The sequence below is a fragment of the Hymenobacter sp. HSC-4F20 genome (assembly GCF_019599275.1).
Taxonomy (GTDB): Bacteria; Bacteroidota; Bacteroidia; order Cytophagales; family Hymenobacteraceae; genus Hymenobacter.
This window is the reverse complement of sequence record NZ_JAHZTD010000003.1, coordinates 201,471-223,874: the sequence shown is the minus strand read 5'-3', so window position 1 is coordinate 223,874 and position 22,404 is coordinate 201,471. Positions and strand designations below refer to the sequence as shown.

Sequence of the window (22,404 nt, the reverse complement as noted above, 5' to 3'; positions counted from 1 at the left end):
GTCGGATTCACAGACCGTCCAGCGCCTGATGTAAAGCACAAAAAAGCCCCACCGAGAGTGGGGCTTTTTACTTGGAGAGCGGGTAGTGTAGAAGAACAGGCTCCTCTGTAAAATTCGATCAGTCCGTTCCCATCTGCGAAAATCTGTGACTAGCTCTGGTCGCCCTTTAGCTTATCCTCGCCTCCATAAGGAGCACCGGCAGTAATGTCTCCTCGCAAACCGCCTTGTGATACGCCTGGCTGCGTGCTGGGCTGCTGGGCAAGCGTTGTGTTATCATTGGGCTGCACTTCCGGGCCGGAAGCAGCATCGGCTCCCCCTACTTGCGAGCCCGTTGCTGGCTGGCCGTTACCGGTGATAATAGTGGTTTTTTCGCCGACGGGGCCGGCTATTTCGGTTACTTTCTGGATGTACTGGCGGCGGGCATCGTCCTGATGAACGCCTTTGTACTTGCTCCAGGCATCCCACTGGGCTTGCGAAAGGCCTTTCGGACCGTTCGGGTTGTCGGGCGTGTCGTCGCCTACTTCATCGTGCTGGGTGTCATGGTCGCCTTCGGTAGCTTGCTTATACAAGCCGTAGAGGTCCGTCATGTGGGCGGCAGCCTGGTCACCGGGAAGATTATCAACGCGCGATACGGCGGCTTCAAATTGCTGCTGAAGAGTTAGCTGATCTTGTAGAGTCATGATAGGGCGGGGTTGGGAAAACAACTATTCCACGGTTGTGTACTAACGTGGCACGGCTTTGGTTGCGGGCAGACGCTTGTAGTTTTTGCAAACTCAAGTCCCGATAGTTCGTACTTTTGCCCGCCTTATGTGTGGAATCTCCGGAGTATTCGCTTTTACTGAAGCAGGTCGCAACTCGCTGGCCTCCCTGCGCGCCTCAACCGACGCCATTGTTAGCCGTGGCCCCGATTCCCAGGGGCACTTCGCGTATGAGCGCTGCGGGCTGGGGTTTCGGCGCCTAGCTATTCTTGACCTGACGGCTGACGGAAATCAGCCCATGACGGATGAGTCGGGCCGCTACACCATCGTATTCAACGGCGAGATTTTCAATTTCAAGGAGCTACGCCAGAAGCTGCTCAATAAAGGACACCGCTTCCACTCCCAGACCGATACGGAGGTAGTGCTGCACCTGTACATGGCGGAGGGACGCAACTTCTTGAAAAAGCTGAACGGCTTTTTCGACTTTGCTATCTACGACAAGGAAGAAGATTCCGTGTTCCTGGCCCGCGACCGGATGGGGGAGAAGCCCCTGCTGATTTACCGCGACGAGGATAAGCTATTGTTTGCCTCTGAGATGAAGTCGTTGCTGGCCCTGGGAGTGCCGCGCAAGCTGGATTATGTGTCGCTCAGCCACTATCTGCAGCTAAACTACATTCCCGGCCCTGCTACCATCTTTAAAGGAGTGAAAAAGCTCCTGCCCGGCCACTACCTCTACGTGAAGGGGAAGAAAGTAGTGCGCAAGCGGTGGTACAGGATTCCCTACGACGCGAAGAAAGCCGAGAAAAATAAGCTTACCTATGAGCAGCAACAGGCCAAGCTCGTGGAGCTACTCGACGACGCTACCGCCCGCCGGCTCGTGGCCGACGTGCCGCTGGGTGCCTTCTTGAGCGGCGGCATCGACTCGTCGGTTATCGTGGCCCTGGCTTCGCGGCATACCCAGCACTTGAACACGTTCAGCATTGGCTACCGCGACGAGCCGTTCTTCGATGAGACGAAGTACGCTAAGCTGGTGGCCGACAAGTACAAAACCAACCACACGGTCTTCTCCCTTACCAACCAGGACCTCTACGACCACATCTTCGATGTCCTGAATTACATTGACGAGCCCTTCGCCGACTCTTCGGCGCTGGCCGTGTACATCCTAAGCAAGCGCACCCGCGAAAAAGCTACGGTGGCCTTGTCGGGCGATGGCGCTGACGAGCTGTTCGGGGGCTATAATAAGCACATGGGCGAGTTTCAGGTGCGGCAAGGGGGCTTCAAGGCCGAAGCCGTTACGGGACTAAACCTGCTCTGGGATATTCTGCCCAAGTCGCGTAACTCCTTTTTTGGCAACAAGGTGCGCCAGTTCCAGCGCTTTTCCCGCGGCATGCTCTCTGGTCCCAAAGACCGGTACTGGGACTGGGCATCGTTCGCTTCCGAGAAGGACGCGCGCAGCCTGCTCAGCGCCGCCTCGCGCCGTAAGGTAGGGAAGAAGCTGGCCGAGAAGCGCCGCAAAGATCTGCTGGAAGACCTGCACGCCGATGGTGACCTGAACGAGGTGCTGCTCACCGATACCAAAATGGTGCTACCCTACGACATGCTCGCCAAGGTCGACCTCATGAGCATGGCCAATTCCCTGGAAGTACGCCCGCCCTTCCTGGATCCTAACGTGGTGCGCTTTGCCTTTTCTTTGCCCGTCTCCAGCAAGATTGACGGCAAGATGAAAAAGAAGATCGTGCAGGATGCCTTTCGGCCGATGCTGCCCGAAGAGTTATATAAGCGCCCCAAGCACGGTTTTGAGGTGCCCCTGCTCAAGTGGTTCCGCGGCGAGTTGCGGCCCCTGATCGAAGACGACCTGCTTTCGGATGGCTTCATTGAAGCCCAGGGCGTATTTGACGTAGAAGCCATCCGCGGCCTGAAGCGGCAGCTGTTCTCCTCCAACCCCGGCGACGTGCACGCCCGCATCTGGGCCCTGATTGTTTTTCAGTGGTGGTGGAAAAAGCATATGATGGCGTAACAGGCAGCCTTTTAGTAGTTTGAATTCCTCGCAACAGTTTGTTTCTCGTTACCCAAGAGTATGACCCCAGTAGGTACCCCACGTAAGCTTTCCATTGTTATTCCGGCTTACAACGAAGGAGCTACTATTCACCTTATTTTGGATCAGATTAAGGAGGTGCAGCTGCTAGGGGGCTTCACGAAGGAGGTGCTGATTGTAAACGACTGCTCGCGCGACAACACCGAGGAAGCGGTGCAGCAGTACATAGCGGCTAATCCGGAACTGCCAATTCAGTACTACAAGCACGACGTTAACCAGGGGAAAGGAGCTGCCCTGCACACCGGCATCCGGAAAGCTACCGGCGACTACCTCGTGATTCAGGACGCTGATCTGGAGTATGATCCGGAAGAGTACAATATTCTGCTTCGCCCCGTCCTGCGGGGGGTAGCCGATGTGGTATATGGCTCCCGCTTTATCGGGGGTAAGCCACACCGAATTTTATTTTTCTGGCATAGCATCGGCAACCATTGGCTGACGATGCTGTGCAATGCCTTTTCCAACCTGAACCTGACCGATATGGAAACCTGCTACAAGCTGTTTCGGCGCGATATTGTGCAGGGGCTTCACCTGGAGGAAAAGCGCTTTGGCTTTGAGCCCGAAGTAACTATTAAAATAGCGCGCGTACCTAATGTACGCATCTACGAGGTCGGCATCAGCTACTACGGCCGGACCTACGCCGAGGGTAAGAAGATTGGCTGGCGCGACGGCTTTCGGGCTATTTATTGCATCATCAGATATGGTCTTTTCAAGTAGGCCCTCTCTCCAGATTTCATGGTGAGCCTTTGGCTCTTTTTTCCCCCTTATTTTCCCACTTACATGAAAATTGCAGTTGTAGGCACAGGCTATGTAGGCCTTGTAACAGGAACTTGCTTTGCGGAGGTCGGCATCGATGTTACTTGCATTGATATCGATCAGCGCAAAATTGACAACCTGCACAAGGGCATCCTACCGATTTACGAGCCCGGTCTGGAGGAAATGGTATCGCGCAATGTGGCGGCGGGCCGTTTGCACTTCTCCACTAACCTGAGCGAGGCCATTAAAGGCTGCGACGTAGCCTTTATTGCCGTAGGTACCCCTCCCGGTGAGGACGGCTCGGCGGACCTGAAATACGTGCTGGCAGTGGCCCGCGCCATCGGCGAGAACATGACCAGCTACGGCGTTATTGTGACCAAAAGCACGGTGCCGGTAGGTACGGCCGCCAAGGTGCGAAAGGAAATCGAGGACGCTCTGGCCCGTCGCGGCGAAACCATCGAGTTCGATGTAGCTTCCAACCCTGAGTTCCTGAAGGAAGGCGCCGCCATTGATGACTTCCTGAAGCCCGACCGCATTGTGGTGGGCGTGTCGTCGGAGCGGGCCGAGGAGGTAATGAGCCGCCTGTACAAGCCCTTCCTGCTGAACGGCCACCCCATCATCTTCATGGACATTCCGTCGGCAGAAATGACAAAATATGCGGCTAACTCGATGTTGGCTACGAAGATTTCGTTTATGAACGACATTGCCAACCTCTGCGAAATCATGGGGGCCGATGTGAACATGGTGCGCAAAGGCATTGGCTCCGATGCCCGGATTGGCACCAAGTTCATTTACCCTGGTATCGGCTACGGTGGCTCCTGCTTCCCCAAAGACGTAAAGGCGCTCATCAAGACGGCTGCCGAAAACGGCTACCAGATGCAGGTACTGCAAGCCGTGGAAAGCGTAAACGAAGGCCAGAAGGAAGTGCTGTTCAATAAAGTACAGAAGCACTTCGGCGGCGACCTGAAGGGTAAGAAAATGGCCGTATGGGGCCTTTCCTTTAAGCCCAAGACCGACGACATGCGCGAGGCTCCCTCGCTGGTTATCATCGAGAAGCTGCTGGCCGAAGGCTGCACGGTAACGGCTTACGACCCCGTGGCAATGGAGGAAGCCAAGCACTCCCTTGGCGACCGGATAACCTACGCCAAGGATCAGATGGAAGCTCTCATTGATGCCGACGCCTTGCTGGTAGTAACTGAGTGGCCCGAGTTCCGGGTACCCAACTTCGAGGTGATGAGCCGCTTGCTGAAGCAGAAAGTCATCTTCGACGGCCGTAACATCTACGATGCCGCTGAACTGCAAGCCGCTGGCTACGCCTACCACTGCATCGGCATCAAGACGGCCCACCACGAGCCCGCTTAGTCTGCCGGCTGGCACTACCTTTTACCTCGGTTAACTCTCATTCACATGTCAGATAAGAAACGCGTACTTATTACCGGCGGAGCGGGCTTCCTGGGCTCCCACCTCTGCGACCGGTTCCTGGCGGAAGGCTACCACGTCATTGCCATGGATAACCTGGTGACGGGTGACCTGGAAAACATTCAGCACCTGTTCGGCAAGGAGAATTTCGAGTTTCATCATCACGATGTATCGAAATTTGTATTCGTGCCCGGCAAGCTGGACTACATCCTGCACTTTGCCTCGCCAGCTTCGCCCATCGACTACCTCAAAATTCCGATTCAGACCCTGAAGGTCGGCTCGCTGGGCACCCATAACCTGCTGGGCCTGGCCCGCGTGAAGGGCGCGCGCATGCTGATTGCCAGCACTTCAGAAGTGTACGGCGACCCGGAAATTCACCCCCAAGTAGAAGAGTACTTCGGCAACGTGAACCCCGTAGGTCCCCGCGGCTGCTACGACGAAGCCAAGCGTTTCCAGGAGGCCATTACTATGGCTTACCACAATCACCACGGGCTGGAAACCCGTATTGTGCGCATCTTCAATACCTATGGCCCGCGCATGCGCCTCAACGACGGCCGCGTACTACCCGCTTTCCTCTCGCAGGCCCTGCGCGGTGAAAACCTGACAGTGTTCGGCGACGGTTCCCAAACCCGCTCGTTCTGCTATGTCGACGACCTGGTTGAAGGTATTTACCGCCTGTTGCTGAGCGATTACCACCTGCCCGTGAACATCGGCAACCCGTCGGAAATCACCATCAAGGAGTTCGGCGAGGAAATTGCCCGCCTCACCGGCGTAGAGTTCAAGCCCGACTACCGCCCGCTACCCGAAAACGACCCCATGAAGCGCCGGCCCGACATCACCAAGGCTAAAGAGGTATTGGGCTGGGAGCCGAAAGTAGACCGTGCGGAAGGCCTGCGCCGGACCCTGGAATACTTCCGGGAGCATGTGCCCGGCGTAGTAACCGGCCAGGTTGATAACACCCCGCGCACGTTCTAGCGCCTGAGCGCCGCTTATACTGTAGCGAAAAGCCGGTTGACGAAAGCAGCCGGCTTTTCTTATTTTTCCGGGCCCGGTGCCGCTACGCCGCCCAACTACACTATGAAACTGCCGCATCTTCTTTCTTTTCCCGGTATCGGCGCCGACGATATGGGGTATATATCAGTAGTTGACCAGCAGGACCCGCCCTTTGAGGTAAAGCGAGTGTTCTGGACCTACAACACCCCGGAAACCATTGTGAGGGGCCGGCACGCGCACTACCGCACAGAGCAGGTATTGCTGGCTGTTACCGGCCGCATTGTGGTCCTGACGGAAATGCCCGGCCAGGAGATGCAAACTTTTGTCTTGGACCGGCCCGACGTGGGGGTGTACATTCCGCCTTGCTGCTGGCACACCATGCAGTACTCGGCCGGGGCCGTACAGCTCACGCTGGCCTCTACGGCCTACGCCGAGGCCGACTATATCCGCAGCTACGCCGAGTTTCGTCGGGTATGCAGTTCGCAGAGCAGGTAGCAGCGCGCCAGTCGGCCCTGCTGGCGGCCGTGCCCTACGCGGCCCTGCCAGGGTTGGCACCCGACGCAGTGTTTGAGCAGTTTGTTTGGCAGCGGCTACAGGAATTTGCTGGCCGCCCGGGGCACTTCATCTGGTCAGCGGGGGTGGGGGAGCAGCAGGTGGTGTTCCTGTACCGGCATCTGCCCTGGGATACAGCTTTTTTTGGTCGGGCAATGGCGCGCTTGCAGGCCGTGGTGTTTGGTCTGGCTGTGCGGCTGCCCGAACTAACGGCAGCTGTTCAGCAGTTCAGCCGGCACCTGGCCGCTACTTCACAGCAGCACTGCTACTGTGAAGTAGCAACTCCCGACGTTGTGCTGCTGGCTGCGCTGGGCCGCGCCGGTTGGGCCACCGTAGAAACCCGGCTGCACTACTATCATACCCTGCATTCTATTCCGGCCACCCGCAACCCCGTACGGAAGGCTACTGCGGAGGATGCGGAGGCCGTGCGCCGCGTTGCCGCCACTAATCGCAACCCTGCCGACCGTTTCCACGCCGACCCGTTTTTCACGCCCGAGCAAGGCGACGCTTTTCTGGGCGAGTATGCGGCGGCCACTGTGCTCGGCTACACCGACCTGGTTCTCGTGCCGCAGCAGGAGCCGCTCGATAGTTTTTTGGCCATTAGCTACTTGGCGCCGGATGCCCGGCAGCTGGGCTGCCGGCTGGGGCGGGTAGTGCTTGCGGCCGTGGGCGCCCGAAATCAGGGCTGGCACCGCCCGCTGCTTTCTGAAACGCTGTGGCACTTGCAGCAAAGAGGCAGCCGCTACGCCCTGCTGACCACCCAGGCCGCAAACCGGGCCGTAATCCATAACTGCGAGGTGCTGGGCTTCCGGCTGGGCGGCCTCACGCATATGCTGAGCTGGCAGGCCCGGTAGCAGGACCCGTCCGAATTGTTTAATTTCCCCCATGCCAAAACTGTCCATCATCATTCCCTGCTATTTCAACGAGGCCAATATCCCCGTTACCATGCAGGCGCTGGTTGCCAACGAGGCCCGTTTCCCGGCTGGGGTCACCTTTGAGTACGTGCTGGTAGATGATGCCTCCGGTGATGGAACAGTAGCCGCCCTCCACGCCTTCCAGCAGCAGCACCCCGAGCGGGTGAGGGTAGTGGAGCTGGCCGCCAATGTAGGCTCCTACAATGCCATTGTAGCGGGCATGGCCCACGCCACCGGCGACTGTAACGTTATCATCACCGCCGACCTGCAAGACCCGCCCGAGCTGATGGCCGCTATGTACGCTTACTGGCAGCAAGGTTTCCCGCTGGTTATCGGTAACCGCCAGGACCGACAGGAGGGTGCTGTTAGTACCCTTTTAGCTAAACTGTTTCATAGCCTGATGCGGCACTTTGCCCTCCGCAATATCCCGCCGGGCGGCTTTGATTACGTCCTGTTCGATCAGCAGGTGAGGGAGCAGGTAGTGCGCCTGCAGGAGCGCAACAGCAATGTGTTTTACCTGATGACGTGGCTGGGCTACCCCTATGTAAACCTGCCATACTCCCGCCGCCGCCGCGAAATCGGAACTTCCCGCTGGACGCTGTCGAAGAAGGTGAAGCTGTTTCTGGACTCTTTTCTGTCTTTTTCCTTTTTCCCCATCCGAGCCATTTCAGCCACCGGCATCTGCCTGGGGGTGGCAGCACTGCTCTACGGATTGTACCTGGTGGGGCTGCGGCTGAGCGGCACGGTCCAGCCCGCCGGCTGGACCATGCTCATGGTGGTGCTCTTATTTGTATCGGCCTTCCAGATGATGGCCCTCGGCATCATCGGCGAGTACGTCTGGCGTGGCCTCGACGCCGCTCGCAACCGGCCGTTGTATGTGGTGAAAGAAATAAGTAAACCACTGGCCTAGCAAGGCCAGCACAGCTACCTTATGCAAATTCCTTTTCTTTCTTTTTCCGGGCAGCACGATGCTATTCGGGAAGAGGTGCTAGCGGCCATAGCGCGGGTATACGACAGCCATTGGTATGTGCTAGGCCAGGAGGTTGAGCAGTTTGAAGCTGCTTACGCCGCCTTCAATCAAGTGCAGTACTGCATAGGAGTAGGTAACGGGCTAGATGCACTGGAACTCTCGCTACGAGCACTTAACATCGGATCGGGTGATGAGGTGATTGTGCCTAGTAATACGTACATCGCCACTTGGCTGGCTGTATCCCACGTAGGTGCTACTATTGTGCCCGTTGAACCGCGCCTAGATACCTATAACATTAACCCAGACCTGCTTGAGGCGGCTATCACCTCCCGCACCTGTGCTATTATGCCGGTTCATCTGTATGGCCAAGCCTGCGAGATGGACGCTATTATGGACGTTGCTTACCGTCATAACCTGTACGTAATTGAAGACAACGCACAAGCGCATGGTGCTGCCTACAAAGGTCAACTGACCGGAAGCTTCGGCCATGTGAATGCTACCAGTTTCTACCCTGGTAAGAACCTGGGGGCCCTCGGTGACGCTGGCGCTAGTACGACCAACAATGCTGCCCTAGCCAAGAAAGTGCGGACGCTACGCAACTACGGCTCGCAGCAGAAATACTACAACGAGGTAATTGGCCACAACTCCCGCCTCGATGAGTTGCAGGCCGCCGTGCTGAGCGCCAAGTTGCCGATGCTGATAGAATGGACCGGTCAGCGCCAGGAAGTGGCCGCGCTGTATAATGAGCGGTTGGCCAGCATTCCAGATGTGCACTTGCCTGCAGTAGCCGCTGGGGCTACCCACGTTTACCACCTGTATGTGGTGCGTACCAGCCGACGTGACGACCTGCAGCAGTATCTCGCCGAGCAGGGCATCGGCACGCTGATTCACTACCCAATTCCGCCTCACCTGCAGGAAGCCTACCGCTTTATGAACTTCAAAGCTGGGGATTTTCCCATTGCCGAAAACCTGGCTACTTCCTGCCTCAGCCTGCCTATGTGGCCCAGCATGACGGCTGCGGAAGTAGATAGGGTAAGCGACGCCCTGCATACCTTCTTTAAGTCGTAATTCCTACCTTTTCCTGCTTCCAATGCCCAAGTTATCCACCATTACTTTGCCAAGACCTTTCACGCGCTGATGAAGAGAATTGCTCTGTCCAATATTCCGGTCAGAGGGGCGATTTTGTGTTTTTCTACCGGCAGGTAGGGGAGCATGTTCTTGAGTTGAAGGAGCGCAACAGCAACCTGTTCTGCTTGATGGTATGGCTGGGCTACCCCTACGGGAACATTCCCTGCGTGCGGCGCAAGCAGGAGATTGGTAAGTCGCGCTGGACGATTCAGAAGAAGATCAAGCTATTCATCGACTCAATTCTGGCGTTTTCCTTTTTTCCGATTCGGGCCATTCCGGTGCTGGGCGTGGAAATGGGCATCGTGGCCCTGCTCTAGGCCCTCTACATCATGGCCGTGAAGGTATTTGGCGGTATTGAAGTAGAAGTTTGGACGGCGCTGATGCTGCTTTTTGTATCAGCCTTCCAAATGCCGGCCCTTGGCTTATTGGCGAGTATGTGTGCCGTGACCTCGATGCCGCCCGTAGCCGTTCGCTCCACGTTGTGAAAAACCTGTACACCGACCAGAAACCACTAAGAGCACCTAGCAAAACCTATTTACGTATGCTGATAGCATGACACAGCACCTAGCTTCTGATGAGTTGTGGGCGGTTCTAGCGCCGTTGCTCCCGCCTACACCACCGCAGCCGAAAGGCGGCCGGCCGCGCGTCAAGGACCGCGCCGCGCTGCCCGGTATTTTATTTGTCCTACGTAGCGGCCTGTCTTATAAGATGTTGCCGGCCGAAATAGGCTACGGCTCGGGTATGCCCTGTTGGCGGCGGTTGCGCGATTGGCACGAGGCCGGGGTCTGGCAGCACCTGCATCAGGTAGTGCTTGAGCGGCTCAGTGTGGCGGGGCAATTGGACTGGAGCTGTGCTAGCCTAGACGCACAAAGCATCCCGGCCGCAAAAGGGGGCACAGACGGGTCCTAATCCGACGGACCGGGGCAAGCCGGGCACCAAGCGTCCCCTGCTCGTTGATCGGCGGGGGACGCCGCTGGCGGTCAAATTGAGCGCAGCCAACTGCCACGATTCGACCGTGTTCGATTCACTACTTGACGCGGCAGTGCCCGTGCGCTAGGCCCGCGGCCGGCCGCGCAAGCGCCCGCAGAAGCTACACGCGGACAAAGGCTGCGACTGCAAAAAATGCCACCTGGCGCTGCGCAAACGCGGCATCAATAGTCGCATTGCCCGCCGCGGCGTGGCATCCAGCCAGCAGCTGGGCCCTCACCACTGGGTCGTGAAACGCACCTTTTCCTGGGTCAACCGCTTGCGCGTGCGCTATGAACGACGCGCCGATATTCACTTCGCCTTCACCAAACTGGCCTGTATCCTCATTGTCTTTCGGGCTGTCAAACGGATTTGTTAGGTGCTCTTAGAGGCATCATTGGGTAAAGCGCTTGGTCAACCTGCTTATATGGAAGGCCAAACGTTCCTTATTAACCGAAATAGCTTTGGCGTAGTAATATAGCTGCGCCAGCTTGTTTCCATTGGCTGCCTGTAGTTCACTCCTTTCAAAATAGAGGTGCTCTAAGTATGACTCAAAGAATCGTGAGTAGTGTTTGGGCATCATTGCCCGGTGCTGCTGGTTTTCAAAAATGCGCTTTCGATTTTGCTCCAGTGACCGATGCGTTGAATGCGTCAGGCTTGTAGCGTGCCGACGATAAACCGACATCGCATCGGGTAAGTAATAAATACTGCCAGTTCGTGTTGCCAGCAACTGCAGCGTGTAATCACCACTGTGCACCTCTGCAAACCAAGCGGGTAGTGGCAGCGTCAATGCGACTTTAACGAACAGCATAGAGGCGCTGGGAATAAACCAGTGGTGTGCTACCAGCTTGTCGTGCGTAATAATGCCCTCGGTTAACGGCAGCACATGCCGGAACTGGTTGCTGAAGATGTAGTTATTACTTGTTCCATCCTCTGACAACACCTGGGCGTCGTGCGCACAAAGGGTACATTCAGGATGCGCCCGCAAAGCTTCTACCTGACGTTGCAGTTTGTGCGGATCAGTCCAATAATCATCACCTTCCAGAAAAGCAATGTACGTGCCGTTACAGGCATCCATGGTGGCCATAAGGTTTTTCATCACTCCCTGGTTACGCTCAGGAAGTAGTACCCGAATCTGCTCTGGGTAGCGCCGAGCATAGTCCAGCGCAATCTGACGGGTATTGTCGGTGGAGCAATCCTCGCCAATGATGAGTTCTACATCGAACGCCGTTTGTTGCATCAGCACAGATTCAATTGCCTGAGCCAAATAGCGTTCATGGTTGTAGGAGATACAACAAACACTCACTTTTTCCATATGAACTTTTATATATATAGCGGCGAAATTGCAAGGAAAACTTTATGTAGTTTTCTTGCATAGCACTTTAAAATCATTGCAGAGCCAATGAATTTTAATAGCCCCGAGTGGGCAGGTGCCACTAGACAAAGCCCAGGCTGAAAATCAGAGCGATGCGGTGCGGTGAAAGCAGAACAGTAGTCGCGGAGGGAGGAAACCGTTATCGTCTCACAACGCGTAGCCAGGCATTCATATTGCCCGGATTTGTCAAAAAGGAGCCCTGCCACGTTGTAGCAGGCCTTTTATAGGACACTGGGAAGATATGGCAGGAGCATAGCGGGACTCGGCCAAAAGGCACAACACCAGTGGTATATCCGCCCCGTCACCGCCCATTGGTCAGGCTGCCTGGATGGTGGGTAGGGGTAACTTGTGCCACACGTAGTAGAGCCAGCGAACTACTTGTTCAACTGTGGCGTATCCAGCCCTGTGTAAGGCCCTCACCGTATCACTTGTGCCTGCTTAGTGCTCGTTGAAGCTAGGCAAACTACCCTGCCTCGCGATGATCCTGCTCCCGTTCTTTGCGGTGCTAAACAGCAGGCTCACAAACGATACGAGAGGGCTGCAGACTGTAAAAATGGCTGCTGCCACTGACTGCGCTATAGCCCATCGGTAGTGGGTGGAAGTGGTAGCTAACACAAAATCCGTAACTTTGCCCCTCCCTGAGACTTGAGAACTGCGGCCTCTGCAACCAGTAGCTAGCCTCCTGCCTTTCAGTTTTTAAGCAGGCACCTTCCTTATGAACACCGGAATCATCAGCTATTCACTTAATAGCATTCGCTATTATCTGACGTCAACCCAGAAGTACAAAGCCATATGGATGTTCGTCTTGGTTCTGATATCCTCCTTTTTGGATGTCTTCGGACTAGCAGCATTAGTACCGATCATGATGGTAGCGGCCGAGCCTGGGGCCATACAAAAAAGCAAGTATTTTTTTCCAATATATCAGTTCCTGGGATTCCAATCGGAAAAGACGTTTCTGCTTTTCCTGATGGCAATCATCTTCTTATTCTTTCTGTTCAAGAATCTGTTTACGACTTGGGTCAACTACCTGCAAACCAGGTTTACCGCTGATATTGGTCTGAAAATTATTGCTAGTCAGCTGTCCAAATACCTGAATCTTTCCTTCTGGAAGTTTAGCGACACTGGCTCGGCGGCCCTCATGAATGCAGCGCTGCAGGTACCGGGCGTCTATGTTAGTGGCATTCTGCGTCCGTTATTTGTCTTCTTCTCGGAAGTAGCGGTTATTGCAGTCATCGTTGTTAGCATCATCGTTTATAAGCCGCTGCTGCTGGCTATTCTGGGGGTTGTGCTGGTGCCTACTACTTGGCTGATGTACCGGGTGCTCAGAACCCGGACCCAGGAAATAGGACACCGCGTAAATGCCCTGCGGCCAGTTTCATTCAGCATTCTGAGCGATTTGTTCATCGGCTTCATCGAGCTCAAACTGGCCGATAAGCAGCAGGATTTTCGTCGTAAGCTGCTTGAAAACCAGGAAGAGCTGCAAAAGCTGGATGCCGAAGGCTATCTCTACAGCCTGCTGCCCATCAAAATGATTGAAATGGTAGCCATTCTGGGTGTACTTACTATCTTCATCTACGCGCTGTTTTTCTCGGAAAACGCTTCTGATCTGATTGCGCTGGTTGGCTTGTTTGCCGCCGCGGCCTACCGCCTGATGCCTTCTGTGAATAGGATGTTGCAATCCTTGTTTCAGTTGAAGCAGGCTCAGTACACCATTGAAATTATTAACTCAGAGGATGACGCGGAGTACCTGATGCCGCAGCATGCAGAGCAGCTGCCCCTCATCTTTAATCACTCCCTTTCGTTTGATGCCATTTCCTACAGCTTTCCTGGCGCCAGCCAACGCACGCTGAAGGGTATTAAACTCGACATTAAGAAGGGCGAAAAAATAGGCTTTATCGGTAGCTCCGGCTCCGGTAAAACCACCCTAATGAACATCCTGCTCCGGTTTTATATTGAGCAGGAAGGTCGTATTCTGGTCGATGGCAAGCCGCTGACGCCCCAGTACCTACTGGCTTGGTATAAGATTATCGGGTACGTGAAGCAGGATACGTTTCTGATGGAGGCTTCCATTCAGGACAATATCACGCTCGGCGACAAGGAAGTGGACCAGACGCGGCTGCAGTATGCCATTGAGCAGGCTTCCCTAACTGATTTTGTCAAAAATCTGCCGGCTGGGGTGAATACCCACATTGGTGAGCGTGGCTCGAAACTCTCGGGCGGACAGCGGCAGCGTATCGGTATTGCCCGGGCGCTGTACAAACGCACGGAAGTACTGGTGCTGGATGAGGCCACCAGCGCCCTGGACAATGAAACGGAACGGGAAGTAAACGAAGCCATCAATAAGCTTTCCCACACCGATATTACCATTCTCATCATTGCCCACCGCATCACCACGCTCCGCGAGTGTGACCGGATCTACGAGTTAAGTCAGGGTGAAGTAATTGCTACGCACCAGTATCATGATCTGGTCCGCCAGATTGTATAGCAATAGATAGGTGGTGCCGCTAGGCAGAAGAATTTAATTGATAAACCTGTTTCCGCTTTTATGAGCATCAACGTTACCAAGTCCTACTTACCTCCTATGGAGGAATATGTGGGCTACTTAGCAGGCATCTGGGAACGAGCGCATCTGACCAATGCTGGGCCACTGGTGGTAGAGCTGGAGCATAGCCTCAAGGAATATCTGGGTGTAAAACACCTGTTCTTCGTTAATAACGGCACTATTGCGCTCCAGATAGCACTCAAGGCGCTGGACCTGAAAGGGGAGATTCTGACCACTCCCTTCTCGTACGTGGCCACTACTTCCAGCATTGTGTGGGAAGGCAGCGTGCCCGTATTTGTGGATATCGATCCGCAGACCTTGTGCATCGACGCTTCCTTGCTGGAAGCCGTCATTACTCCCCGGACGGTTGCTATTATGGCAACGCACGTGTATGGAAACCCGTGTGATGTGGAGGCCATTGAAGCAATAGCCAAACGCCACAATCTGCGGGTGATATACGATGCCGCTCACGCGTTTGGTGTGACCTACAAGGATACCTCGGTTCTGAACTACGGCGATATTTCCACGCTGAGCTTCCACGCTACCAAGCTGTTTCATACGGTAGAAGGCGGGGCCATTATCACCAATGATGATGAGCTGGCCCACCGCATCAGCTACATGCGCAATTTTGGCCACAACGGTCCGGAAGCATTCTGGGGCGTAGGCGTAAACGGTAAAAGCTCGGAGTTTCATGCGGCCATGGGCCTGTGCGTGCTGCCGAAGGTAGATGAGCTGGTCCGTCGCCGGCGCGAGCTGAGCGAGCGATACGATGCGCTACTGGCCGACACCGCCGTGCAGCGCCCGCAGATTCAGGAGCATACAACCCGCTACAACTACTCCTACTATCCGACGGTGATGCCCTCGGAACAAGTGTTGCTGACCGTGCGCGACGCTCTGAACGATGCCGACATCATGCCTCGGCGCTACTTCTACCCCTCGCTGAACACGCTGGAATATACGGGCCAGCAGCCGGCTCCCGTATCGGAAGATATTTCGACGCGGGCGTTGTGTCTGCCGCTGTATTACGAGCTGACCAATGAAGAGGTAGATACCATCTGCGCCGTCATAAAATCGGTTTTGTAGGGTAGTGCCGGCTGGCCAACAACCGCTGCCCGGTGCGGTCTTGCAACGCCGGATTTTCTGAAGTTTAACAAACGATCATATGCTGGTAGTAGGTGCCCGGGGGCACGCCATAGAAGTGCTGGAATGCCTGCGGCAATCGTCCGATGCGCAGCTGTTTTTCTTCGACGACGTAACTCCTGACCTCGAGCCCCAACTGTTTGGTCGGTATCCGGTGCTGCGTAGCCTGGACGAAGTAGCGCGGCTGTTCGCGCAGGATCCAGCGTTTGTGCTGGGCCTGGGCGGTGGCAAGCTGCGCAAGCTACTAGCGCAAAAAATGGCTGGTCTGGGCGGAGTGCTGACGTCGGTTATTGCCCCAACCGCCCAGATCGGCCGCTACGAGGTAAGCCTGGGCCCCGGCCTAAATGTGATGCATCACGCCCTCATCTCAAACGCCACGCAGCTGGGCGAGGGTACGCTGGTAAATGCCGGGGCCGCGATTCACCACAACGTAACGGTTGGGGAATACTGCGAGATATCACCCGGGGCCCGCATTCTCGGCGGCTGTCAGTTGCACGATCTGGTGCTGGTAGGTGCCAACGCTACTGTACTACCCCGAGTAGTGGTAGGCGAAGGGGCGCGGATAGGAGCCGGTGCCGTCGTGATTCAGGATGTACCGGCGGGGGCTACGGTCGTTGGCGTGCCTGGCCGAGTAGTGCGGCGGAATGCTGGTACTGAATCCCTGTAGGTTGCAGTATCAGCCTGGTTGTTTTTAAAAACCCTTACCCTATGCCCACGCCCACGCTAAGCGTCTGCTGTATAACCTACAATCACGAAAAATTCCTGGCCCAGGCCATCGAATCAGTTCTGATGCAGGAAACGGACTTCTCGGTTGAGCTGGTCATTGGCGAGGACTGTTCGACGGATTCTACCCGGCAAATCGCGCTGGACTTCCAACGCCGGTATCCTGACCGTATCCGGCTACTGCTGCCGGAGAAGAATCTGGGGGTAATGGGCAATTTCCTGGGTACTCTGGAAGCGTGCACTGGCAAATATATTGCCCTGCTGGAGGGTGACGACTACTGGACCAGCCCGCACAAGCTGCAGCGCCAGGTTGATATTCTGGAGCGGCATCCGGGCTGCACCACCTGCATTCATGATGCGGAGGAATTTATGGATGACAACTCCATTCCGCCACGGCTGTTCAGCGAAAAGTTCTCCACCATCCTGCCGACCACCGAGCACGAGTTTACGCAGGGCGACATTGCGCTGCACGGCTGGTTTATCCCGACGGCCTCGATGGTCTTCCGACGCTCCGCGCTGTTTCCTATTCCAGCCTGGGTGAAAAATGCCTTTAGTGGCGACTATTCCCTGCACTTGTTGCTGACTCGCACCGGGAATATTTACTATCTGCCCGATGTGATGTCGCGCTACCGGCTGCATGCCGGCGGCATTATGTCGGCCACGCAGAACGACAGAATTATTGCCCGCAACAAGAAGCAGATCTTCGAAACCGGCTATTACAAGCAGATGGTTGATCCGCAGTACCACGCCCGCTTCAACGGCTTTCTGGAGTGGCTGTACCTCGACCAAAGCAAACGGCTCAAGGAAAGCGGCCACGCGTGGAGCAGCTATTACAACTACTACAAGGGTATTTCAGTAGGCGGCCCACGAAATACCATCGGTCACATAAAGCAGTTGGTGTACCAGTGGTACAAAAAATAAACCCCTAACCGCTTTCACAGTAACATCGGCGTCTGTTTCAACCACGCCGCTGCACCACCCCGCTTGCAATTGTATGGAAACAGCTCAACAAGAACGAGGTATAACGGTACTCATCTGTACCTACAATAGCGCGTCCCGCATCCGGGAAACCATACAGGCCCTGGCCCGCCAAAAAATCAATCCGGCGGTATTGGCGGTTGAGGTTCTGCTGGTTGATAATGCCTCAACGGATGCAACGTCTCAGGTGGCGGCGGCCGAATTTGCGGCCCTGAATTTCCCGTTTCCCTACCAGCTGCTGTATGAGGGCAAAAGCGGCAAAAGCAACGCGTTGGAGCTGGGCTTTGCCACGGCACGTTACGAGTACGTGTGCATCGTCGATGACGACAACTGGCTCGAAGACAACTACCTGACCCTGGCCTGGGAGGTAATGGAAGCGGATAAGCAGATAGCCGCTCTGGGCGGAATCGGCCGCCCGGTGTGTGAAATAACGCCTCCGGCCTGGTTTCCCGAATTTGCCGTTATCTATGCCGCCGATAAGCAGGCCGATCGGCAGGGCGACATTACGCGCCACCCCAGCTACGTATACGGCGCCGGCTGCGTGGTACGCAAAGCGGCTTGGCAGAAAATTCACCAGGCTGGCTTCAAATCGATGCTGATGGGCCGGCACGGCGACAAACTCACCTCCGGTGAGGACAATGAAATGTGCTATGCCTTCGTGCTGGCCGGCTACAAAATCTGGTACGACGAGCGGCTTCGGTTTGAGCATTTCATTCCGGCGCAGCGCCTGAATTGGAACTACGTGCAGCGCATCTTTGCGGGTAATGCCGAGTCGGAAGCCGCCCTGCGCCCTTACCTGGACTACATCCGGGCCATGCAGGGAAACTCGTCGGGCAACAAGCCGCTGATCTGGCTGAGGAATGCTAAGTTCTCCCTGCAATACGCAGTTGTTGCGCTGAATAAGATGCTCAAAAACAACGAGCGTTTTCGGGAGGGAGAGTCTTCGGCTATCCGAACGAGCTTTTACTGGCAGCAGTTTAAGACGTTGGTAAAAAAGGAGCTTACGGGCGACAAGAGCTACGAGCTGGTAGCCGCCTTCATTGCCCGCCTGCACCAGCTGGACAAGTAGAGCGCGTCATTCCAGACATTCTGTCGCTCGGGGCAGAATGATTTTTAAATTTTGATTTTTGCAAGGTGAACGGAATAACTTTTCTTATCTGCACGCACAATGGTGCTACGCGCCTGCCCGATACGCTCCGGCATGTGGCGGCCCAGCAGGTGAGTAATGCCATAGCGTGGGAAGTACTCATTATCAGCAATGCCTCTTCGGACAACACGATTGAGGTAGCCCATAGCCTGCGCGAGACCCTGCATATTCAGGTTCCGTTCCGCGTACTCGAAGAGCCGGTAGCAGGCAAGGAAAACGCGCTGATCCGCGGGTTCAACGAGGCGGCCTACGAGAACATTGTTATCATTGATGATGACAACTGGATAGCGCCCAACTACTTGACCCTGGTAGATGAGATAATGAGCGCGCATCCGGAAATCGGGGTGCTGGGCGCTCACGCGGAAGGAATGTTTGAAGTGCCGCCTCCCGCCTGGTTTGAAACCTTTCAGGCAGTGTATGCCGTTGGGCCCCAGAATGGGGGCAAAAGCGGCCCGTTGCCAGCGCACGAAGGCTATTTGTACGGGGCCGGCTCGGTCGTGCGCAAATCGGCCTGGCAAAAGCTGCTGGATCATGGCTTTCGCTTTACAACCTCCACCAAGCGCGGCAAAATCATCGTGAGCGGGGAGGATGTGGAGCTGGGCGACGCACTGCAGCTGGCCGGCTACCAGCTCTGGTACGATGACCGGCTGCGCTTCAAGCACTTCATGTTCAAGGAGCGCCTGACCTGGAATTATCTGCTGCGGATAGGGCAGGGCACCGCTTCTTCCCAGCTGACGAGCATCGTGTATTACTTCATTTTCCGCCACCCGGAACTGACGGAAAGCAAGTTTCGTCAGCTGTACAACAAGCGCCTGGTCTGGCTGGCCCTGCAGATGGCCAAGCAGCCCGGCAACTTATTGAACGCTGCGTTCCGCCGGCAGCAGGAGGGCATACTCAGCAATTTCGAAACGCTTCGGTTGTTCTATAATTTCCAGACCTCGGTGAAGCAGCGCGAAGAAGCTGTGCGCGTATTTCACCAGATCAGTGAGCTTCGCAACCGACTTGCCAACAAATAATCCGAGCCGTGTCAGGGAAAGCCGAAGGAAACCAGCCACCAGTGCGAACCAATAGCGCAAGCATACACGTCGCCATAGCTTTCGATCAGAACTATGTGACGCCGGTGTATGTGCTGCTTACTTCGATCTTCCTCAATAATGCGCACAATCGTATTGTAGTCCACGCTATTGAAACGGGCTTGACGGCCTTGCAGCGGGAAGAATTACAACACTATTGCGCGGGCTATTCCAGCAGTATCAGCTTTTATACGCTCGAAGAGAGTTTTGCCAGCGACTTTGTGCTGCCGCCAACTCTTTGGTGGACGGCTTCCATTTATTATCGGCTGATGTTTCCGGTGCTCTTGCCGGCGGAGGTAGAGAAGTTTATTTACCTCGATACCGACATCATTGTATTGGGCCAGCTACAGACGCTGTTCGATACTCCGATGCAGGGCCTGCCGGTAGCGGCCGTGCGCGATTTTGTTGATAGCAGACCGGAGCTGGGCATTGTTAAACCGAACTCCTACTTTAATTCGGGAGTGCTGCTTATTGACCGGGTTGAGTGGCAGAAAAGGGAAATCACCGCCAAAGTGCTCGACTTTATCGGCAAGAATGCCGATAAATTAGTTTATCCCGATCAGGATGCCCTGAACGCAGTACTGCTGGAAAGTTGGGTGAAGCTGGATACCCGGTTCAACACAATGTATCATGACATTCCGCACGAGCATCCGCGTAAGCAACTGCGGCAGTTCCTGCAAAATGTAGTTGTTCTGCATTTCACGACGCAGCATAAGCCCTGGGCCATGCTCGGCGAGAACAAGCTGCGCAATACCTATTTTGCTTACCTCGATAAAGTGCCTAGGAAGTATCGTCGACGGTACGACAATTTTACGTGGAATAGGCACAAAATTCGAAAAATGATTGAGATACGACTCAGTGAATGGGCAATTGATTATCCTGCTCTAGTATTAGGACGACATCGGAAGTAAATTGTTTGTTGCCAAAGCTGGGATGTAAAACTTTTCATGTCAAATTAAGGGCTGCTTTCATTCAATAAAAGACAAGTGCCATGCTGCCAGTCGTTGATAAAATAGCAAGTCGCATTTCTGGTAAACGCCGGTTTGAGGCAAGACGCCGGCAGATGCGCCTGGTTCGTAACAAGGACTTTACAGTATTTTCTAATGACTGCTGGGGCGCCGAAGTATATAAGTATTTGTCTTTACCGTTCAATACGCCTTTCATCGGCTTATTCCTAATGGCCCCGTGCTATGTGGAATTTCTGCGCAATCCAAAGTATTATATAGCACAGGACTTGGTTTTTCAGGAAACTTCCCGCTACCAGGAAATCAATAAGATTCGCCAGACAAATCCCTATCCGCTAGCGACGCTAGGCGGTAAGGTTGAAGTCAGCTTTCTGCACTATCATTCTGTAGAGGAAGCCCGGGAAAAGTGGCAGCGCCGGGTCGCGCGTATCAACTGGGATAATCTGCTGGTAAAATTCGACGGCAGCAAAGATGGGGCAACGCCGGAACTGCTACAGGAATTTGAGCAGATGCCTTATCGGCGTTTGCTGCTGGTGAAAGAGCCTGTGCCCACCGTGAAAGATGCCATAGTCGTAAGCCGCTACACGACCAATGGAGCACACATGTTCCAGAATTCAATGCCCGATTATGATTTGGTAAACTGGATTAACACGGGGAATCCAAGGTTTACACTGGCAAGTTGGATTATGCACAAATTACTCGGGGTAGGTCAGTAGTGAAGTATATATTGTTTGCCATGAGGTTATCTGATTTCACGCAAATCTTCTTTTGTAGCGTTTCATGCTAAAGAAAGTAATTGATTTTTCGATAGCCAAGCTGTCTAAAGTTTTGCCTGCCTGGGAAGCAACTACGGTGGTCAACACGTTTCCGGAGGTTCCTGCGCATCGCTATACTCTGCCCGGTAATATTGGCTCAATGCCCGAAGAGGTTGCGGCGCATTATCAAAAAATGGCTGATGAGGCCCCGACAACGCTGCCAGCTTTGCATCTGTATACAATTGCAAATGCCAATGTCTCCTGGCATGGTGCTATGTTTAATAACTTCAGGCTGTTCAAGCCTGAGATGTCGCCTGATGTCGACGTATTCTTTCGGGATAGTTTTTTACTGAAACAGTGGCTACAGCAGAATAAAGTGCGGCGCTACGACGAAGCCGCCTTGGTATATGATATCTGGTCGGCCCAGAATTATTACCATTGGCTTGTAGAATCACTGCCCCGCTTATTGGCCCTGCGCAAATACTACCCGAACATCAGCTTGCTGGTGCCCGACCCAACTCCTTCCTTTATCAAGGTTACCACTTCGCTGCTGGGATTTGAGAAGCTTATTCCCATTAAAAAGGATGAAATAGCGAGGGTAAAGTCTTTGCTTGTTCCGGAAAAAGTGCCTTATCTGGTAATGTCACTTGAGGATACGACGGCCGGACAGGGAGATTTTAGCCTGACTACGGTGCGGAACGAATTATTGCGCGCACTCGATAAGCCAAACCGCTTGCCGCACCGCCGCATTTATGTCTCGCGCGCAAAGCAGGCTGTGCGCCGAGTGTCGAATGAGGTGGCGGTTGAACAGGTATTAAAAAAGCATGGCTTCGAAACAGTTTTCTTTGAAGACCTGAGCTTTAAGGAGCAAATGGCTTTGATGCAGGAAACGGCAGTATTGGTCGGGTTGCATGGTGCCAACCTGACTAACCTGATGTTTCTGCAGCCGACAGCCAAAGTAATAGAGCTCATTAATCTGGACTCCGAAAAATACTTGTTCTACTTCTTTCTAGCTTCCTACTTCAACATTTCCTACTACGCTTCTACCTGTCGCTCGGCCACCGGTGATGTTAATAACCAGGTTGACGTAGTAGTCGATACCGCAGAGCTGGATTCGGTGCTACTGTCTGCGCTTTCCGAGTAGCCGACTTCGGTGCCAGGGATAGTGGGCTGTGCGCAATATGACTGCCAAGGCATACGCCTGGTGGTAACGGGGCG

The 22,404-nt window shown here is 54.6% G+C and carries 20 protein-coding genes and 1 pseudogene; 19 read left to right on the top strand and 2 right to left on the bottom strand.

Features of this window, described 5'->3' with window-relative positions:
* Positions 1–149 precede the first annotated feature (149 nt).
* Positions 150–680 (bottom strand): acyl-CoA-binding protein, encoded by a 531-nt coding sequence (locus K3G63_RS16990; protein ID WP_220615323.1) that lies wholly within the window; start codon positions 678–680, stop codon positions 150–152.
* A gap of 127 nt (positions 681–807) precedes the next feature.
* On the opposite strand from K3G63_RS16990, the gene asnB reads away from it, so the two are divergent.
* From asnB to K3G63_RS16940, 10 genes and pseudogenes are all read left to right on the top strand, one after another.
* On the top strand, positions 808–2,715 hold the full coding sequence (gene asnB / locus K3G63_RS16985; RefSeq protein ID WP_220615322.1) for an asparagine synthase (glutamine-hydrolyzing): 1,908 nt from the start codon (positions 808–810) through the stop codon (positions 2,713–2,715).
* 60 nt (positions 2,716–2,775) lie between these two features.
* Positions 2,776–3,507 (top strand): glycosyltransferase family 2 protein, encoded by a 732-nt coding sequence (locus tag K3G63_RS16980; RefSeq protein WP_220615321.1) that lies wholly within the window; start codon positions 2,776–2,778, stop codon positions 3,505–3,507.
* 63 nt (positions 3,508–3,570) lie between these two features.
* Positions 3,571–4,908 (top strand): UDP-glucose/GDP-mannose dehydrogenase family protein, encoded by a 1,338-nt coding sequence (locus K3G63_RS16975; RefSeq protein ID WP_220615320.1) that lies wholly within the window; start codon positions 3,571–3,573, stop codon positions 4,906–4,908.
* Positions 4,909–4,953: 45 nt separating this feature from the next.
* Complete coding sequence (locus tag K3G63_RS16970) at positions 4,954–5,940, top strand: UDP-glucuronic acid decarboxylase family protein (protein ID WP_220615319.1); 987 nt, start codon at positions 4,954–4,956, stop codon at positions 5,938–5,940.
* A gap of 102 nt (positions 5,941–6,042) precedes the next feature.
* Positions 6,043–6,453 carry an FdtA/QdtA family cupin domain-containing protein gene (locus K3G63_RS16965; RefSeq protein WP_220615318.1) on the top strand — a complete coding sequence of 137 codons (411 nt, stop codon included), beginning with the start codon at positions 6,043–6,045 and terminating at the stop codon, positions 6,451–6,453.
* Positions 6,432–7,364: a hypothetical protein gene (locus K3G63_RS16960; RefSeq protein ID WP_220615317.1), complete on the top strand. Its 933-nt coding sequence runs from the start codon at positions 6,432–6,434 to the stop codon at positions 7,362–7,364. Before K3G63_RS16965 ends, K3G63_RS16960 begins: the two co-directional genes overlap by 22 nt.
* Positions 7,365–7,395: 31 nt before the next feature.
* A complete protein-coding gene (locus K3G63_RS16955; RefSeq protein ID WP_220615316.1) occupies positions 7,396–8,334 on the top strand; it encodes a glycosyltransferase family 2 protein in 939 nt (312 codons plus the stop codon).
* A gap of 21 nt (positions 8,335–8,355) precedes the next feature.
* The gene (locus tag K3G63_RS16950) at positions 8,356–9,462 is read left to right on the top strand and encodes a DegT/DnrJ/EryC1/StrS aminotransferase family protein (RefSeq protein WP_220615315.1); all 1,107 of its coding nucleotides are present in this window, start codon (positions 8,356–8,358) and stop codon (positions 9,460–9,462) included.
* Between the two features lie 116 nt (positions 9,463–9,578).
* Positions 9,579–9,839, top strand: coding sequence for a hypothetical protein (locus K3G63_RS16945; protein ID WP_220615314.1), 261 nt, complete (start codon positions 9,579–9,581; stop codon positions 9,837–9,839).
* Positions 9,840–10,074: 235 nt separating this feature from the next.
* A pseudogene (locus K3G63_RS16940) lies at positions 10,075–10,867 on the top strand (IS5 family transposase).
* 15 nt (positions 10,868–10,882) lie between these two features.
* Here K3G63_RS16940 and K3G63_RS16935 read toward each other — a convergent pair.
* Positions 10,883–11,803 (bottom strand): glycosyltransferase, encoded by a 921-nt coding sequence (locus K3G63_RS16935; RefSeq protein ID WP_220615313.1) that lies wholly within the window; start codon positions 11,801–11,803, stop codon positions 10,883–10,885.
* 1,027 nt (positions 11,804–12,830) lie between these two features.
* Here K3G63_RS16935 and K3G63_RS16930 point away from each other — a divergent pair.
* The 9 genes from K3G63_RS16930 (at position 12,831) to K3G63_RS16890 (ending at position 22,330) form a co-directional block, all read left to right on the top strand.
* On the top strand, positions 12,831–14,348 hold the full coding sequence (locus K3G63_RS16930; protein ID WP_220615312.1) for an ABC transporter ATP-binding protein: 1,518 nt from the start codon (positions 12,831–12,833) through the stop codon (positions 14,346–14,348).
* Between the two features lie 60 nt (positions 14,349–14,408).
* Positions 14,409–15,488 (top strand): DegT/DnrJ/EryC1/StrS aminotransferase family protein, encoded by a 1,080-nt coding sequence (locus tag K3G63_RS16925; protein ID WP_220615311.1) that lies wholly within the window; start codon positions 14,409–14,411, stop codon positions 15,486–15,488.
* Between the two features lie 79 nt (positions 15,489–15,567).
* Entirely contained in the window at positions 15,568–16,212 is a 645-nt protein-coding gene (locus K3G63_RS16920; RefSeq protein ID WP_220615310.1) for a NeuD/PglB/VioB family sugar acetyltransferase, read from the top strand.
* A gap of 41 nt (positions 16,213–16,253) precedes the next feature.
* A complete protein-coding gene (locus K3G63_RS16915) occupies positions 16,254–17,189 on the top strand; it encodes a glycosyltransferase (RefSeq protein ID WP_220615309.1) in 936 nt (311 codons plus the stop codon).
* 73 nt (positions 17,190–17,262) lie between these two features.
* Positions 17,263–18,315, top strand: a complete 1,053-nt coding sequence (locus K3G63_RS16910; RefSeq protein WP_220615308.1) for a glycosyltransferase — start codon at positions 17,263–17,265, stop codon at positions 18,313–18,315.
* A 65-nt stretch (positions 18,316–18,380) separates the two neighbouring features.
* Entirely contained in the window at positions 18,381–19,409 is a 1,029-nt protein-coding gene (locus K3G63_RS16905) for a glycosyltransferase (protein WP_220615307.1), read from the top strand.
* 8 nt (positions 19,410–19,417) lie between these two features.
* The gene (locus tag K3G63_RS16900; RefSeq protein ID WP_220615306.1) at positions 19,418–20,377 is read left to right on the top strand and encodes a glycosyltransferase family 8 protein; all 960 of its coding nucleotides are present in this window, start codon (positions 19,418–19,420) and stop codon (positions 20,375–20,377) included.
* Positions 20,378–20,457: 80 nt separating this feature from the next.
* Positions 20,458–21,147 (top strand): DUF1919 domain-containing protein, encoded by a 690-nt coding sequence (locus tag K3G63_RS16895; RefSeq protein ID WP_220615305.1) that lies wholly within the window; start codon positions 20,458–20,460, stop codon positions 21,145–21,147.
* 64 nt (positions 21,148–21,211) lie between these two features.
* The gene (locus K3G63_RS16890) at positions 21,212–22,330 is read left to right on the top strand and encodes a DUF563 domain-containing protein (RefSeq protein WP_220615304.1); all 1,119 of its coding nucleotides are present in this window, start codon (positions 21,212–21,214) and stop codon (positions 22,328–22,330) included.
* Positions 22,331–22,404: the final 74 nt, after the last annotated feature.

What these genes read in the sequence shown, in the direction of transcription:
- K3G63_RS16930 (WP_220615312.1), top strand. Translation starts at nt 12,831, where the DNA reads ATGGCAATCATCTTCTTATTCTTTCTGTTCAAGAATCTGTTTACGACT.
- K3G63_RS16990 (WP_220615323.1), bottom strand. Translation starts at nt 680, where the DNA reads ATGACTCTACAAGATCAGCTAACTCTTCAGCAGCAATTTGAAGCCGCC.
- K3G63_RS16950 (WP_220615315.1), top strand. Translation starts at nt 8,356, where the DNA reads ATGCAAATTCCTTTTCTTTCTTTTTCCGGGCAGCACGATGCTATTCGG.
- K3G63_RS16895 (WP_220615305.1), top strand. Translation starts at nt 20,458, where the DNA reads ATGCTGCCAGTCGTTGATAAAATAGCAAGTCGCATTTCTGGTAAACGC.
- K3G63_RS16975 (WP_220615320.1), top strand. Translation starts at nt 3,571, where the DNA reads ATGAAAATTGCAGTTGTAGGCACAGGCTATGTAGGCCTTGTAACAGGA.
- K3G63_RS16890 (WP_220615304.1), top strand. Translation starts at nt 21,212, where the DNA reads ATGCTAAAGAAAGTAATTGATTTTTCGATAGCCAAGCTGTCTAAAGTT.
- K3G63_RS16935 (WP_220615313.1), bottom strand. Translation starts at nt 11,803, where the DNA reads ATGGAAAAAGTGAGTGTTTGTTGTATCTCCTACAACCATGAACGCTAT.
- K3G63_RS16910 (WP_220615308.1), top strand. Translation starts at nt 17,263, where the DNA reads ATGGAAACAGCTCAACAAGAACGAGGTATAACGGTACTCATCTGTACC.
- K3G63_RS16915 (WP_220615309.1), top strand. Translation starts at nt 16,254, where the DNA reads ATGCCCACGCCCACGCTAAGCGTCTGCTGTATAACCTACAATCACGAA.
- asnB (WP_220615322.1), top strand. Translation starts at nt 808, where the DNA reads ATGTGTGGAATCTCCGGAGTATTCGCTTTTACTGAAGCAGGTCGCAAC.
- K3G63_RS16970 (WP_220615319.1), top strand. Translation starts at nt 4,954, where the DNA reads ATGTCAGATAAGAAACGCGTACTTATTACCGGCGGAGCGGGCTTCCTG.
- K3G63_RS16955 (WP_220615316.1), top strand. Translation starts at nt 7,396, where the DNA reads ATGCCAAAACTGTCCATCATCATTCCCTGCTATTTCAACGAGGCCAAT.
- K3G63_RS16920 (WP_220615310.1), top strand. Translation starts at nt 15,568, where the DNA reads ATGCTGGTAGTAGGTGCCCGGGGGCACGCCATAGAAGTGCTGGAATGC.
- K3G63_RS16960 (WP_220615317.1), top strand. Translation starts at nt 6,432, where the DNA reads ATGCAGTTCGCAGAGCAGGTAGCAGCGCGCCAGTCGGCCCTGCTGGCG.
- K3G63_RS16980 (WP_220615321.1), top strand. Translation starts at nt 2,776, where the DNA reads ATGACCCCAGTAGGTACCCCACGTAAGCTTTCCATTGTTATTCCGGCT.
- K3G63_RS16965 (WP_220615318.1), top strand. Translation starts at nt 6,043, where the DNA reads ATGAAACTGCCGCATCTTCTTTCTTTTCCCGGTATCGGCGCCGACGAT.
- K3G63_RS16925 (WP_220615311.1), top strand. Translation starts at nt 14,409, where the DNA reads ATGAGCATCAACGTTACCAAGTCCTACTTACCTCCTATGGAGGAATAT.